Genomic DNA, 14,458 nt, shown 5'->3' with positions numbered 1-14,458 from the left:
AATAAACCCACTGATTTTGCACACTTATGAGCGGCAGTGTTTCGTGCCGGCGCGGCGCGCGAAACAATTCTGATTGCTCACGAAACCATTTTGGGGTTTTGGCGCAGACGTCCTGAAACGCGTGCTGACTAGTAATGCTCCCCACGAAATCGCCCCTAGCGGTGATCAACGGGAGCCCGTCATGCAGAACGTCATCGCCCTTAACCACGCCGGCCGCCAAGGCATCGTCGCCGCGCGGGCGACCACCGATGAGATGTTGCTCGGCGAGATCGCAACCGGCAATCGTTCGGCGATGCACACGCTGTATGCCCGGCACAATGTCCGGGTCTATCGCTTCATCCTGCGGATGGTGCGCGACGCCTCGGTGGCGGAGGATCTGGTCAGCCAGGTGTTCCTCGACGTCTGGCGCACCGCCGGCCAGTTCGAGGGCCGCGCCCAGGTCTCCACCTGGCTGCTGTCGATCGCGCGCTTCAAGGCGCTGACCGCTTTGCGGCAACGCCAGCACGAAGATCTCGACCAGGACGACGTGCTGGAGATCGCCGATGGTGCCGAGACACCCGAGGCCGCGCTGGACCGCAGCCGCACCAACGCCATCCTGCGCGCCTGCGTGGCCAAGCTGTCGCCGGCGCATCGCGAGATCATCACCCTCGTTTACTATCACGAGAAGTCGGTGGAAGAGGCCGGCCAGATCATCGGCATTCCGTCCAGCACCGTGAAGACGCGGATGTTCTATGCCCGCAAGCAGCTGGCCGAACTGCTGAAAAGCCAGGGCATCGAGAATCTGGCGGCGTGAGAAATCGTCGGCGCGGCGGCGCGCCGGGGCCGGAAATTAGCGGAAGCTAACAGCAACGACACAATTGAAACAATCGGCGACATCGCCCGGAAAGACGTCGCTGCTACATCGATCATCGTCAATGCCAAGCAGAGGAGCCGATCATGCTGAAGCCCAGTCTTCGTTCTTTCATCATCCCGCTCGGCGCGATCTGCACGCTGGCGACGCTGTCCAGCCAGAACGCGCCGCAACGCGCGCCGCGTGACGGCGGCAGCATGATGGTTCGCCAGGTGGTGGACTGCAGCCGCACCAGCCCCGCCGAGGTCTGCGTGATCGCTTTCGACGGCGACGTCGCCGCCCGCTGATTTCATTCGAGTGACCAGCGATTTTCTGACGAGCAAGATTTAAGCACGATCGACATTTCAATCATCGACCTCCATCGACCCGGACGCGCCCCCGTCCGGGTCGGCTTGCTTTTGCGGGCGGGAATGGGCGCTGACCTCGGGCCCGTCGACCGCCGGATCACCGCATCCGAGAGATTCCACCAAGGCCCGACTAAGGATGCCGGGCTCGGGCATGCCTGCATCCCGCGCCGGCGATGGAACCTGCCGGGTTCCCGTCGATTGGTGCGCCGCACGCGCGACACCTCGCCCGATGGGTTCGCCGCACCAGGCGTGTTAGACCGCAAGCTTCGAATGACAGGTGCGCTGGATGTTTGAAAATTTCGACGCCGTGGTGCTCGCCAGGGCGCAGTTCGCGTTTACGATGTCGTTCCACATCATCTTCCCGGCCTTTTCGATCGGGCTCGCCAGCTATCTCGCGGTGCTGGAAGCGCTGTGGCTGTGGACCAAACGCGAGGTCTACATCAACCTGTTCAACTACTGGCTGAAGATCTTCGCCATCGCCTTCGGCATGGGCGTGGTCTCCGGCATCGTGATGTCGTACCAGTTCGGCACCAACTGGTCGGCGTTTTCCGACAAGACCGGCCCGGTGCTGGGTCCCTTGATGGCCTATGAGGTGTTGACCGCGTTCTTCCTCGAGGCGGGCTTCCTCGGCGTCATGCTGTTCGGGTTGGAGCGGGTCGGCCACAAGCTGCATTTCGTCGCCACGCTGATGGTGGCGATCGGCACGCTGATCTCGGCGTTCTGGATCCTGTCGGCGAATTCCTGGATGCAGACCCCGGCCGGCTACGCCATCAATGCCGACGGCCAGTTCGTCGCCACCGATTGGCTGAAGCTGATTTTCAATCCGTCGTTTCCCTATCGCCTCGTGCACATGGTGCTGGCGGCGTACCTTACGACTGCTCTGGTGGTCGGCGCGGTCGGTGCATTCCACCTCATGCGGGATTCCCACAAGTCGGGTCCCCGCGTGATGTTCTCGATGGCGATGTGGATGGCGACCATCGTGGCGCCGCTGCAGATTTTCGCCGGCGACCAGCACGGCATCAACACCTTGGAGCACCAGCCCGCCAAGGTGATGGCAATGGAAGGCCATTACCAGAGCCATCCCGAAGGCGCGCCGCTGATCCTGTTCGGGCTGCCGGACCAGGATGCAGCGGTGGTGCGCTACGCGCTGCAGATCCCGAAACTGTCGTCGCTGATCCTGAAGCACGCGCTCGATGCGCCGTTGGCCGGCCTGGACACGGTGCCGCGGGAAAATTGGCCGCCGGTGCCGGTGACGTTCTGGTCGTTCCGGATCATGGTCGGGATCGGCTTCCTGATGCTGGGGCTCGGCCTGTTCAGCCTGTGGACGCGGTGGCGCGGCACGCTGTTCAGCTCGCGGTTGCTGCACGGCTACGCGCTGGTGATGGGTCCGGCCGGCTTCGTCGCGGTGCTGGCCGGCTGGGTCACCACCGAGACCGGGCGGCAGCCCTTCACGGTGTTCGGATTGTTGCGCACGACTGACTCGGTGTCGCCGTTGGCGGCGCCGGCGGTCGGCTCGTCGCTGATCGCCTTCATCATCGTGTATTTCGCGGTGTTCATCGCCGGCGCCGTCTACATCCTGCGGCTGATGAAACAACCGCCGCATCACGGCGAACAGGGCCCGCGCGGCGACACCCCGGCGCGCGCCGCCGGCATCACGCCGGCGCCGGCCGCGATCGCCAGCCGGAGGTTCAACTGATGGGACTGGGCGTCGACGTCGACCTGGCCACGGTATGGGCCTTCATCATCGCGTTCGCGGTGTTCGTCTATGTGGTGATGGACGGCTTCGATCTCGGGCTCGGCATGCTGTTTCCGCTGTTTCCGAAAAAGGCCGATCGCGACGTGATGATGAACTCCGTCGCCCCGGTGTGGGACGGCAACGAAACCTGGCTGGTGCTGGGCGGCGGCGGGCTGTTCGCGGCGTTTCCCTTGGCCTATGCGGTGCTGATGCCGGCGCTCTACACGCCGATGATCATCATGCTGCTTGGCCTCGTGTTTCGCGGCGTGGCGTTCGAATTCCGCTGGCGCACCCAGCGCGAGCGCAACCGCTGGGACATCGCCTTTGCGGGCGGCTCGCTGCTGGCGACATTTGCGCAGGGCGTGGCGCTCGGCGCCATGCTGCAGGGCGTCCATGTCGAAGGCCGCGCCTATGCGGGCGGCTGGTGGGACTGGCTGACGCCGTTCTCGATTCTCACCGGGCTGGCGCTGGTCACCGGCTACAGCCTGCTCGGCGCTACCTGGCTGGTGATGAAGACCGAGGGCGAATTGCGCGACGAGGCCTATCGCTTAAGCTGGTGGCTGTTGATCGCGATGCTGATCGCGATCGGCGCGGTGTCGATCGCCACCCCGTTCCTGAATTTCGAATACGCCCAGCGCTGGTTCGCCTGGCCCAACGTGCTCGCCACCGCGCCGGTGCCGATCGCGGTCGCCGGCGTCACCGTGCTGCTGCTGCGCGCCCTCGCCAACCGGCAGGACTACCGGCCGTTCTTCCTGTCGCTGACGCTGTTCGCCTTGGCCTATGCCGGGCTCGGCATTTCGATGTGGCCCTATATCGTGCCGCGCAGCATCACCATCTGGCAGGCCGCGGCGCCGGAGAACAGCCAGATCTTCATGCTGGTCGGCGTCGCCATATTGGTGCCGATCATCCTGATCTATACCGCCTGGGCCTATTGGGTGTTTCGCGGCAAGGTCAATGCCGAAAGCGGCTATCATTGATCCCGCCGGATCGCCCGCGCCCGCTGGCGAAGCGGATGTTGTGGTTCGTGGCACTGTGGGCCGCCGGCGTCGGCGCGGTGGGGCTGGTGTCATTCATCCTGCGGCTGTGGATCGCGCCGCATTAAAGCCGATGAAATCCCGTGCCCCGGACGTCCGACGCCGCGTCAGCGGCGTGGACGAGCCGGGGCCGTTACGGACCGCGGCATCTGAAACGGTCCCGGCTCTGCGGCGCGCTGGCGCGCGCCTTGTCCGGGACACGAGGCAATCGGATGCAGCCGGCTTCGCGGCGAGGCCGACGACCCGCGCAAAATATTCATGAGCCGTGCGGCACCGCGCGCCGCTGGCCCCACGCCGCAAATCCCAGCACCGCCAGCGCCAGCAGCACCGGCGGAAACACCACCCAATTGATCGTCGACCAGCCGTACAGAGCCAGCACGCCGCCGGAGGCGAACGAGCCCAGCGCCATCACCCCGAACACCAGGAAATCGTTCAACGCCTGCACCTTGTTGCGCTCCGCCGGCAGGTGGGTCTCCAGCACCAGCGCCGAGGCACCGACGAAGCCGAAATTCCAGCCGACGCCGAGCGCGATCAGCCCGGCCCAGAAATGCAGCGCGGTGACGCCGGACAGGTCGATTGCCGCGGCGAGCGCCTCCAGCAGCAGCCCGACCGCGGCGGTGCGCGCGGCGCCGAACCGCGCGATCATCGGCCCGGCGATGAGGCTCGCGCCATACATCGCCACCATGTGCCACTGAATCCCGGTGTTGGAATCGCTGATCGTGAGCCCGCACATCTGCATCGCCAGCGGCGCCGAGGTCATCACCATGTTCATCATCGCGTAGGACACCACGCCGCAGATCACCGCGATGACGAAGCGCGGCTGCCGGGCGATCTGCCATAGCGGCCGGCCGCCGGCGAGTTCGGCGGGTTTCGGCCGCGGCGCGTCGACCCCGGCCAACACCGCCATCGCGATCAGCGCCACCACCGCCTGGGTGGCGAAACTGAAGGCGAACAGATAAGGCGGCCAGATATCCATGGTCCATTGCACCAGCTGCGGACCGATCACGCCGGCGAAAATGCCGCCGGTCATCACCCAGCCGATCGCGCGCGACCGAAACGCCACGCTGGCGCCGTCGGCGGCGGCGAAGCGATAGGATTGCGCCACCGCGCCGTAGAGCCCGCCGAGGAAGGTGGCGACGCAGAACATCGCGAACGAGCCGTGCAGGATGGCAAAACAGGCGAGCACGCCGCACAGCGCGCCGCAGCCGCCGCCGAGCAGGAAGGCTATGCGGCGGCCGAACGCCCGCGAGATCGCGCCGGTCGGCAGCGTGCCTGCCGCCATGCCGACCACATAAAACGACACCGGCAGCGTGGCGAGCGCGGCGTCCGGCGCCAGCGTGGCGCCGACGATCGCGCCGGTGGCGAAGATCACCGCCGCATTGGCGCCGGTCAGCGCCTGCGCGATGCCGAGCCGCAACAGATTCGACCGCGCCCGCGCATCGCCGGCGGCTTCGTCGATCATGATTGCGTCCACCATCGGTTCGTCCGCTTTGTCGTCCGGTTCCCCCTCCGGCCGCATCGATTGCCGCGCACTATAGGCTTGACGGTTCGGCAATCCAACCGACGCCCGGCGGGCGCGGTCATGCGCCGGCATCGCACCGCCTCAGCCGCGCGACCACACCAGCAGCAGATTATTCGCCGGCATCGCGACGATGTTGCTCAAGATCAAGCCGCGGACGCGCCCCAGCGCTTCGAGTTCGGCGAGATCCCGCACGCCCCACTCGGGATTGGTGGCGCGCAGGCTGTGGTCGAAGGCTGCGTTGCTCGGCGCGGTGTGGGCGCCGTCGCGCTTGAAAGGTCCGTACAGGATCAAGTGGCCGTCGTCGCGAAGATGGCGCGCGGCGCCTTTGAACAGCCCCTCGGCGACGCGCCACGGCGCGATGTGCACCACATTGGCGGAAAACACCGCGAGCAGCGGCCCGGGCCCGCTGCCGTCCGGCAGCTGCGGGCGCCAGGCCGGATCGGATAGATCGATCGCAAGCGGCTCACGCACATTGGCGAGCCCGGCCTGCGTACGCCAGGCGGCGATGCTGGTCAGATGCGCCGGATTGAAATCGCTCGGCCACCAGGTGATGCGCGGGGTTTGCCTTGCGAAGGCGATGACGTGCTGGCCGGTGCCGCTGCCGGCCTCCAGCACGTCGCCGGATTGCTCGCCGAGCAATGGCGCCAACGCTTCCCAGATCGGCGCGTGGTTGCGGTGGAACGCGGCGGCGTCGAGCCGGCCACAGCTGTCGCCGCGTGCTTGTTGACCAAATTCGACGGGGATCTCAGGCATCGGACCTTGCTAGCGCATTCCCGAGCTAAGCTGCCCTCAAACAAAGGTGAAGAGTCATTCCGGGGCGCGAGAGCGCCAGCTCGAGCGAACCCGGAATCTCGCTGCAATTGGGGGAGCGCGGTGCCTGGCGCAAGATTCCGGGTTCGCTCGGCCTTTCGGCCTCGCGCCCCGGAATGACGGTGCTGTGTGATGTGTCGGCGCGCGTAACAGCGTCAGCGAGACATCCGCGTCAATTCCGCCACCAAGAGATCGAGCGCATCGGCCAGCATCGCGCCGCCGCACACCGTGAGCCGCTCGGGGAGCACGATCCGCTTCGACGGCGGATAGAACCGCTCCAGCGCCGGATGCAGCAACAGCGCGGTGCCTTCGTCCTCGGCGAAATCGCCGCCGTCGGAGACCAGCAGAATATCCGGCCTGGCGGCGATGATCGCCTCCAGCGAGGCGAAGCCGCCCGACGCGATGCCGAGATCGGCGGCGGCGTTGACGAGGCCGGTCTCGGCGAACAGCAGGCTGATCAGGCTGCCTGCGCCCGACACCCAGCCGCGCCGCCACAGCGGCAGCACCCGGATCGGATTGTGGGCCGCCATCGCGCGCGCCCGCGCGATCGAGGCGTCGAGCCGGGCGACGGCGGGTGCGGCGCGCTCGGGGTGGCCGACCAGTGCGGCCATCGCGACGATCTGCTGCTTGATGGCGTCGAGCGACGGCGGCACCACGTCGAATTCGACGACGCGGACGCCCTGCTGGCGCAACAATTCGCGGGTGGCGCGTTTGTCGTATTGCCCGGACACCACCGCGTCGGGCTTTAGCATCAGGATGTCTTCGGCGCCGCCGGACAACAGCCGGTAGCGCCGCGCCTCGGCTGCGGCGAAGGATTGCGCCGGATCGCGCGAATACGGGCTGAGGCCGATGATTTGCGCCGGATCGGCCAGCGTCATCAACAGCTGATCGGTGCAGACATTGGTCGAGGCGATCCGCGGCAGCGGCTGCGCCGCGGCCTGAGGGATCGCGCCGAGCAATGCCAAAACCGCCAGCGGTACGCGCCGGCTCACGCGGCGTCCCACGGCACGATCACGGCTTCGCTTTGGTGTTGCGCCCGATAGGCGCTGACCCGGAACACCTTGGTCAGCACCGTGTCGGTCAACGCCTCCGCCGGCGCGCCCTGCGCGGCGAGCCGGCCGTCGGCCAGCACCAGCACGCTGTCGGCGAAGCGCGCGGCAAGGCCGAGGTCGTGCGTCACCACGATCACCAGCGTGCCGCTGTCGGCGGCGTCGCGCAGATATTGCATGACGTCGAGCTGATAGCGCGGATCGAGCGAGGCGGTCGGTTCGTCGGCGAGCAGCACCGGCGCTTCCACCGCCAGCACCCGCGCCAGCGCCACCCGGCTGCGCTCGCCGCCGGACAGTTCGGTGACGCGGCGTTCCGCAAGCCCAACCGTGTCGGTCGCCAGCATGGCGCGGCGCACCGCGGCGTCGTCGATGGGGCCGAGCCGCGACGGATCGGTGGCGCCGTGCGGATAGCGCCCGAGCGCCACGATATCGCGCGCCGGCAGCGGCCAATGCACCACATGGCCTTGCGGCAGATAGGCGAAGCGCAGCGCGCGTTCGCGTAGCGACAGCGCCGTCAATGCCGCGCCGCCGACCGTGATGTCGCCGGTTGACGGCAGCAGACCGGCCAGCGCGCGCAGCAGCGTGGTCTTGCCGGCGCCGTTCGGTCCGACCAGCGCCACCAGATGTTTCGGCGCCAATGTCAGCGAGACGTCGCGCAGCACGGCGCGGCCGGCGAGTTCGACGCCGAGCCCGCGGGCTAGCAGGAAGGCGCTCTCGCTCATGCCATGCCTCCGCCCAGCGAACGGCGTTCGCGCACGATCAGGTAGAGGAAGAACGGCACCCCGATCAGCGAGGTCAGCACGCCGACCTTGATATCACTCGAGGAGGGAATGATCCGCACCGCGATGTCGGCGGCGAGCAGCAAAGCGGCGCCGCACAGCGCGCTCGGCAGCAGCAGCTTCGCCGGATCATGGCCGACCAAGGGCCGCATCAGATGCGGCGCCACCAGGCCGATGAAGCCGATGGTGCCGGTGACCGCGACGCCGGCGCCGACGCCGAGCGCCACGCCGATGATCACCAACAGCCGCAACCGTCCGACGTCGACGCCGAGGCTCTGCGCGGTCTCCTCGCCGAGGCTGAGCGCGCGGAAGGCGTGGCGCTGGCTGAACAGGATGAGCGCGCCGATCGCGATGAACGGCAGCGCCAGCATGACATGATGGAAGCTGCGGTCTTCCAGCGAGCCCAGCATCCAGAACGCGATCTCCAGCGCCACATAGGGATTGCTCGCCAGATTCATCACCAGCACAGTGGCCGCTCCCGCCAGGCTGGAGATCGCTAACCCAGCGAGAATCAGCAGCAGCATCCCGGCGTTGCCGCCGGCGACCGCCAACAGCGCGAATACCGAGACGAAAGAGGCGAGGATCGCCGCCACCGGCAGCGCGTAGGACCGCACATCGGCAAGGCCCAGCGCGATCATCAGCACCGCGCCGAACGCCGCGGCCTGCGGCGCGCCGAACAGCGACGGCGAGGCGAGCGGATTGCGCAGCAGGCCCTGCAGGGCGGCGCCGGACAATCCGAGGATCGCGCCGATGGCGAGCCCGAGGATGGCGCGCGGCAGCCGGATCTGCTGCACGATCACCTGCTCGACCTCGCCGCCGCCGCCGAACAAGGCGCCGAGCACGGTGAGCGGCGATAGCCGCACCGGGCCGACGCCGAGCGAGCCGAGCATCAGGAGGCCGACGATCAGCAATAGCGCCAGCGTGATCACGCCGCGCGGCCGCGCCGCCGCGGTCTCGATCGTCGCCAGCTGTTGCGCGCCTTCGGTCACGTCTCATCCTCGCGTTGCGCCATGCCCGATGCTCTTACAGGCCCTGCGAGCAGGAACAAGCCGCCGCTCCAGATTTCTGCAACGCCGCCGCGGGAACCGCGACGCCGCCAAAATGCCGGATTGACTTGGGCGTCGGCGCTGCCTTTAGATCGTCGCGACGGTTCCTCTACGGAGAATCAAAAGGGAATGCGGTGCGGGCCGGCTCTCACTCGGAGCAGGTCCAATGCCGCGGCTGCCCCCGCAACTGTAAGCGGCTAGTCTTTCGTCTGATGCCACTGGGAAACTCGGTCCTGGGAAGGCGACGGAAGGTCCACGACCCGCGAGCCAGGAGACCTGCCGTCAATCGTGGTCACACGCGACGATGTCGGCCGGGGGGTGCAGACATTGGCCTCATCGGTCCGCGCAGCGGAGGGTGAAGCTTTGGTCGCTGTGACGTGCCACAGACTTTGACCCGAGGTTTTCCACCCATGTCGTTTTGTCTTTCCGCCGCATCGCGGCCGCAGCGGCGTTTCCACGCGCTGCTGGCGACGAGTTGCCTGGTGCCGGCGCTGTCGCTCGCCACCGGCGCCGCCCAGGCGCAACAGCAGTCCACCGCGCTGCCGACCATCGTGGTCAGCCCCACCGGCCTCGCGACCCCGGTCGACCAGATCGCAAGCTCGGTGACGGTGATCTCCGCGGCCGACATCGAGCGCGACCAGCGCCGAACCGTCGGCGACGCGCTGACCATGGTTCCGGGGCTGAACGTGGTGCGCACCGGCGGCCCGGGCGGCGCGACGTCGATCTTTATGCGCGGCACCAACTCCAACCACGTCAAGGTGCTGATCGACGGCATCGACGCCGGCGATCCCAGCAAGCCGAACGGCGCTTATGACTTCGCCAATCTGTTGACCTCGGACATCGAACGCATCGAGGTGCTGCGCGGGCCGCAGAGCGGCCTCTACGGCTCCGACGCGATCGGCGGCGTGATCTCGATCACCACCAAGCGCGGCCAGGGACCCGCGAAACTGACGGGCACCATCGAGGGCGGCTCGTTCGGCACCTTCAACCAGACCGCCCGCGCCTCCGGCTCCGAAGGCAATTTCGACTACGCCTTCAACGTCGCGCATTATCGCTCGACCGACGTCGCGGTGACGCCGCTCAACCTGCTGGCGCCGGGCGAGAAGCGCAACAACGACATCTACGATAACCTGACCTATTCGACCAAGCTCGGCGTGCGGGCTGGCGACGACCTCGCGCTCAGCTTCGTCGGGCGCTACACCGACGCGCACAAGGGCTTCACCGGGGACGATTATTCGCAATATCCGAACGCGTTTCCGGAATATCTGCAGAGCTCGATGGCCAATCGCGATCTGCTGACGCGCAGCGAAGCGGTGTGGACTCCGCTCGGCGATCGCTTCAAGAGCACGTTCGGCGTCAGCTACGCCAACCAGTGGAACCGCACCGTCAATCCCAATGCGGATTTCACCACCAACAATCTGACCTATACCTATGGGGTGGGGCCGCCGAGTTCGTACCGCGGCGAGCGCACGAAGTTCGACTGGACCGGCGTGGTCGAGGCGGGCTACGGCCAGACGGTGGTGCTCGGCCTGGAGCGCCAGAACGACTCGATCCACACCGATTCGGTCGGCGACTATGATCTGAGCGGGGCTTACCAGCAGAAGAACACCAAGGCCTTCACCGGCGACAGCGCCGGCTTCGTCGAATTGCAGTCGGCCTTCACCGACAACGTCTTTCTGGTGTCCAACATCCGCTACGATGACAACGACAGTTTCGGCGGCCACACCACCTGGCGGGTGGCGCCGACCTTCATCCTGCCGTTCACCGATACCAAGCTGAAGGCGACCTACGGCACCGGATTCAAGGCGCCGACGCTGACCGAGCTCTATGTCAACAATCCGGCCTACTACACCATCGCCAATCCGAATCTCAAGCCGGAGACCAGCAAGGGCTTCGACGTCGGCTTCGAACAGCCGTTGTGGCAGAACCGCGCCAGTTTCGGCGCCGCCTACTTCAACAACGAGATTTCCAACCTGATTTCGATGACCGGGTTCAACCTGGCGCTCGGCGGCTATTCCTACGAGAACGTCGGCTTGGCGAAGGCCTACGGCGTCGAATCCTTCGTCGCGCTGCAGGCCACCGAGACGCTACGCTTCCGCGCCGATTACACCTACACGCAGACCCGCGATGAAAACACCGGACTGCGGCTGCGGCGGCGCCCCGACAACAAGGTGACGCTGGCGGCGATCTGGAACCCGGTCGAGCGCGCGACCGTCTCCGCCTCGATCGTTCATACCAGTTCGTGGCTCGACTACGACCGCTTCGGCACCGCGCTGCTCGACGCCCCGGCCTTCACCACGGTCAACCTCGCCGCCAATTACACGATCGACCAAAACGTCACGGTGTTCGGCCGGATCGATAACCTGTTCGACAAGACCTACGAGGTGCCGGTCGGCTTCCTGCAGCCCGGCATCGGGGTGTTTGCCGGCGTCCGATTGACCAATTGACCCGCGCCCCCGGTCGCCCGCCGGTTTCACCGTCGCGGCGGCCGGGGCCGTCTTCGCTACCTTTTTGAAATGAGGCCGATTTTAGCCGGTTCCCTGATCGCATCGGGCGGCGTTTCGTGTTAGAACAGCGCAGCTGCGGCCTTTGTCGCGCTCCCTTCCCCCCGGATTTGAGGATATCGATGAACGACGAACCCAAATCGGCCCTCGAATTGAAAGAGATCCGCCAGACCCGGAAGCGCAACCAGGACGCCGAAGGCGTCAAGGCGATGGCCGAAATTGCCGCCGCCGACGTTGCGATCCGCAAGCGGACCGCCAATTTGCGGGCCATCCGGCTGGCCAAAGAGGAGGCCGACCGCGCCAATCCGCCGCCGGCGAAACCAACCAAAGCGAAGAAAAAGAAATCGACCTGATGACAAAAGACGATCGCGACCGCGCGGAAGCGCGTTTCAACAAAGCCGCCAAGGCTGCCGACGAGGGCAAGTCGAGCAGGAGCGACCGCGATGCCGCGGCCAAGGCGGTGATCGACAATATGGCGCGGCTGAAGGCGCTGCGACTGGCCCGCGAGGCCGCCGAACCGGCGCGCACCGTGGTGGCGAAGAAGAAAAGCGCGCCGAAATCCGGCGCCAAGTCCGGCAAAAGCTCGGCCAAGACCCCGGCGCTCGGCGAGTGGCTGGCCAGCCAGGTCAATGGCGGCCGCCGCACCTGACGGAAGCGCCGGAATACGATGAGGTTTTTTATGCTGGTGGCATTCTAGATTTTCGTTTTGGATTGAAGCGACCAACCCAAATGCAGCCGTCATTCCGGATTGCGAGTTCGAAGAACGAGCAAGTCCGGAATCCATAACCCCTGCGGTGGTTATGGATTCCGGGCTCACTCGCAGCTCACGCTGCTCGTGCCCCGGAATGACAGACTGGGAATCTTGAAGCGCATTCGTCAGGCTTTGACGTCAGGCTGCAGATCGCAGCATCGACGGCTCAGACCGGCGCCGGCCACTCGATCATCGAGCGGGTCTTGGTGACCGCGTCGTAGACCTGAATCTGCAGCATCTGATAGCGGTTCTTCAGCGCCATGCCGGCCTCTTCGGCGGCCTCGACAGTGTCGTGATGCGATTTGAAATGGCCGTCGACCACCAGCGAATAGCCCTCGGTCGGCGCCTTGTCGGCGCGAATGATTTTCCGGGGCTGCGGCTCGTCGAGTTCGAGTTTCGGCTTCTTCATTGTGACTCCAGTAGGCCTTGCGAATCCGTTGCAGGCGGTGCCTTGCTTATCAGCTATCCGGCGGAAAATGCAGGGAAGATCTGCCCGATCCGGGGTGGGATGCACAGCAAGAGAGGTTACATTTGGGGTTCACGGAACGTTGACCGGGGAAAGCCGGTTGTCGCTCCGGGTGAGACAGGACCATTTAATCATGTTTGGACTGATGGCAATCAGGCCGAAGACCGAAAAGCCCAAACCGGCCAAGATCGATCCCAATAAACCGCCGCCGCGGCCGGCCAGCGACGACGACGACATCTATGCCGCCGGCGACATCTGCGCGCCGGAACCCGACCGCGACGACGAGCAGCGCGATCTCTAGGGCGCGGCGCTAGCCGACCTCGTCGCCGTCGATCCGGCGCACCGCGCCGGCATCGAGCAGATGATCGCCCCATCCTTTCGCCGCGAGCGGCCCGGCCAGGCTCGGCGCCGCCAGCAGCAGCGCCGCGGTCATCGCCAGCGGCACGCCGCTCGGCCAATCCAGCCCGACCGGCGTCAGTTCTTCGCGACTGCCGGCGTAGCGGCCGCGTCGCGAGAGCAGATTTCCGCATTCCCGCAACAGCTCGCGCCTTCTGCCGCCATGGCGCGCGCAGCCGAGCAGCGCCTGCATGCCAAGATGGGTCCGCACGCCGGCGCGGCTGTCGGCCGGCGGCGGCGGCTTTTGCCCCAGCGAGATTCTGAGCAATAGATCGACCAGATCGAGCCCGGCGAGCGTCGCGCCCATCGGCTCGACCAGCCGCGGATTGCAGTCGATGTAGCGCGGCGAAGCGTTCTCCGACGGCAGGATGTAATCAACCGACAGCGCGCCGTGCCAAGCCAACCGCTTCCCGATTCTGGCCAGATCGGCGCGGACGGCGTCGCGCCGCACGCTCTGTTTGATCGCGGCACCGCCGCCGGCGCCGTCGGCGATCCGCCGATAGGCATGCACCGCCAGCAATTCGCCGTCCGCGAACACCGCCTGGGCGTGTTCGACCGGCCCCTCGACGAAATCCTGCAGCAGCACGTCGTCGGCGAAGCCGTCGATGGCGGTGAGCTCGCGCAGCGCGGCGTCGAGCTGAGCCGTGTCGCGCACCAGCCAGACGCCGCGGCTGGCGGTGCCGATCGCGGTCTTGATCACGCAGGGCGGGCGGGCGAATTCGCGCAACTCATCGGGCGAACTGACCAAGCGGGTCGGCGGCTGCGGCAGCGCCAGTTCGTCGAGCAGACGGCTGAAGCCGGCCTTGCTGATCACGCGGCGGTAGGCCGCAAAGCTCGGCAGCGCCAGCGCGGTGCGTCGCTGCAGTCGCGGCGCCACTTTGGCGAACAAGAGGCCCTGCTCGTGGATCGGCAGCAGCACGTCGAATTGTCGGCGCGCCAGCAGATCTTCGACGAACGCCAGATAGCCGGCCGGATCGCGGCCGAGCCCGGGGCAGCGGTGGAATTTGGCGACGAAGCGGGAGAACCGTCCGAGGCAGCGCGGCGACGGATCGCAGATCTCGACGCGATGCCCAGCAAGCCCGAGCACCGTGATGGCTTCACGCGCGGAGGTGCTGCCGCCCTCGGACAGCAGCACCCGCAACGGTCGCCTCGGAGCATCGGCCATGGCG

At 66.6% G+C, this 14,458-nt stretch carries 16 protein-coding genes and 1 riboswitch; of the genes, 9 read left to right on the top strand and 7 right to left on the bottom strand.

The window, feature by feature from the left end:
• Positions 1–181 precede the first annotated feature (181 nt).
• From HNR60_RS00935 to HNR60_RS24000, 5 genes are all read left to right on the top strand, one after another.
• Complete coding sequence (locus HNR60_RS00935) at positions 182–793, top strand: sigma-70 family RNA polymerase sigma factor (protein ID WP_184253278.1); 612 nt, start codon at positions 182–184, stop codon at positions 791–793.
• Positions 794–936: 143 nt separating this feature from the next.
• The gene (locus tag HNR60_RS00930; protein WP_184253276.1) at positions 937–1,137 is read left to right on the top strand and encodes a hypothetical protein; all 201 of its coding nucleotides are present in this window, start codon (positions 937–939) and stop codon (positions 1,135–1,137) included.
• Between the two features lie 346 nt (positions 1,138–1,483).
• Complete coding sequence (locus HNR60_RS00925) at positions 1,484–2,893, top strand: cytochrome ubiquinol oxidase subunit I (protein WP_184253274.1); 1,410 nt, start codon at positions 1,484–1,486, stop codon at positions 2,891–2,893.
• On the top strand, positions 2,893–3,909 hold the full coding sequence (gene cydB / locus HNR60_RS00920) for a cytochrome d ubiquinol oxidase subunit II (RefSeq protein WP_184253272.1): 1,017 nt from the start codon (positions 2,893–2,895) through the stop codon (positions 3,907–3,909). The genes HNR60_RS00925 and cydB overlap by 1 nt, the downstream gene beginning before the upstream one ends.
• The gene (locus tag HNR60_RS24000) at positions 3,906–4,034 is read left to right on the top strand and encodes a DUF2474 domain-containing protein (RefSeq protein WP_246432761.1); all 129 of its coding nucleotides are present in this window, start codon (positions 3,906–3,908) and stop codon (positions 4,032–4,034) included. The genes cydB and HNR60_RS24000 overlap by 4 nt, the downstream gene beginning before the upstream one ends.
• Before the next feature lie 188 nt (positions 4,035–4,222).
• Here HNR60_RS24000 and HNR60_RS00915 read toward each other — a convergent pair whose 3' ends face one another.
• From HNR60_RS00915 to HNR60_RS00895, 5 genes are all read right to left on the bottom strand, one after another.
• Positions 4,223–5,443, bottom strand: coding sequence for an MFS transporter (locus tag HNR60_RS00915; RefSeq protein WP_184253270.1), 1,221 nt, complete (start codon positions 5,441–5,443; stop codon positions 4,223–4,225).
• A 126-nt stretch (positions 5,444–5,569) separates the two neighbouring features.
• Positions 5,570–6,241, bottom strand: a complete 672-nt coding sequence (locus tag HNR60_RS00910; protein WP_184253268.1) for a DUF938 domain-containing protein — start codon at positions 6,239–6,241, stop codon at positions 5,570–5,572.
• Positions 6,242–6,453: 212 nt separating this feature from the next.
• Complete coding sequence (locus tag HNR60_RS00905; RefSeq protein ID WP_347339284.1) at positions 6,454–7,290, bottom strand: ABC transporter substrate-binding protein; 837 nt, start codon at positions 7,288–7,290, stop codon at positions 6,454–6,456.
• Positions 7,287–8,069 (bottom strand): ABC transporter ATP-binding protein, encoded by a 783-nt coding sequence (locus tag HNR60_RS00900; RefSeq protein ID WP_184253266.1) that lies wholly within the window; start codon positions 8,067–8,069, stop codon positions 7,287–7,289. The genes HNR60_RS00905 and HNR60_RS00900 overlap by 4 nt, the downstream gene beginning before the upstream one ends.
• Positions 8,066–9,016 carry a FecCD family ABC transporter permease gene (locus HNR60_RS00895; RefSeq protein WP_430694857.1) on the bottom strand — a complete coding sequence of 317 codons (951 nt, stop codon included), beginning with the start codon at positions 9,014–9,016 and terminating at the stop codon, positions 8,066–8,068. Before HNR60_RS00895 ends, HNR60_RS00900 begins: the two co-directional genes overlap by 4 nt.
• A 240-nt stretch (positions 9,017–9,256) precedes the next feature.
• A riboswitch (cobalamin riboswitch) is annotated at positions 9,257–9,470 on the top strand.
• A 112-nt stretch (positions 9,471–9,582) separates the two neighbouring features.
• Between HNR60_RS00895 and HNR60_RS00890 the strand changes: the two genes are divergently transcribed.
• The 3 genes from HNR60_RS00890 (at position 9,583) to HNR60_RS00880 (ending at position 12,325) form a co-directional block, all read left to right on the top strand.
• Complete coding sequence (locus HNR60_RS00890; protein ID WP_184253264.1) at positions 9,583–11,619, top strand: TonB-dependent receptor plug domain-containing protein; 2,037 nt, start codon at positions 9,583–9,585, stop codon at positions 11,617–11,619.
• A gap of 116 nt (positions 11,620–11,735) precedes the next feature.
• Positions 11,736–12,029: a hypothetical protein gene (locus HNR60_RS00885; protein ID WP_347339283.1), complete on the top strand. Its 294-nt coding sequence runs from the start codon at positions 11,736–11,738 to the stop codon at positions 12,027–12,029.
• Positions 12,029–12,325: an ATP synthase subunit epsilon domain-containing protein gene (locus HNR60_RS00880; protein ID WP_184253262.1), complete on the top strand. Its 297-nt coding sequence runs from the start codon at positions 12,029–12,031 to the stop codon at positions 12,323–12,325. Before HNR60_RS00885 ends, HNR60_RS00880 begins: the two co-directional genes overlap by 1 nt.
• Before the next feature lie 268 nt (positions 12,326–12,593).
• Here the strand turns inward: HNR60_RS00880 and HNR60_RS00875 are convergent, their stop codons facing one another.
• Entirely contained in the window at positions 12,594–12,836 is a 243-nt protein-coding gene (locus HNR60_RS00875) for a hypothetical protein (RefSeq protein ID WP_184253259.1), read from the bottom strand.
• Positions 12,837–13,026: 190 nt separating this feature from the next.
• Between HNR60_RS00875 and HNR60_RS00870 the strand changes: the two genes are divergently transcribed.
• Positions 13,027–13,194 carry a hypothetical protein gene (locus HNR60_RS00870; RefSeq protein ID WP_184253257.1) on the top strand — a complete coding sequence of 56 codons (168 nt, stop codon included), beginning with the start codon at positions 13,027–13,029 and terminating at the stop codon, positions 13,192–13,194.
• 9 nt (positions 13,195–13,203) lie between these two features.
• Here HNR60_RS00870 and HNR60_RS00865 read toward each other — a convergent pair whose 3' ends face one another.
• Positions 13,204–14,454, bottom strand: coding sequence for an ATP-grasp domain-containing protein (locus tag HNR60_RS00865; RefSeq protein WP_184253255.1), 1,251 nt, complete (start codon positions 14,452–14,454; stop codon positions 13,204–13,206).
• Between the last annotated feature and the right edge of the window lie 4 nt (positions 14,455–14,458).

Origin of the sequence: Rhodopseudomonas rhenobacensis (genome assembly GCF_014203125.1) — a bacterium.
Classification (GTDB): domain Bacteria; phylum Pseudomonadota; class Alphaproteobacteria; order Rhizobiales; family Xanthobacteraceae; genus Rhodopseudomonas_A; species Rhodopseudomonas_A rhenobacensis.
The sequence above is the reverse complement of the archived record's forward strand: the minus strand, read 5'-3'. Positions and strand labels throughout refer to the sequence as shown.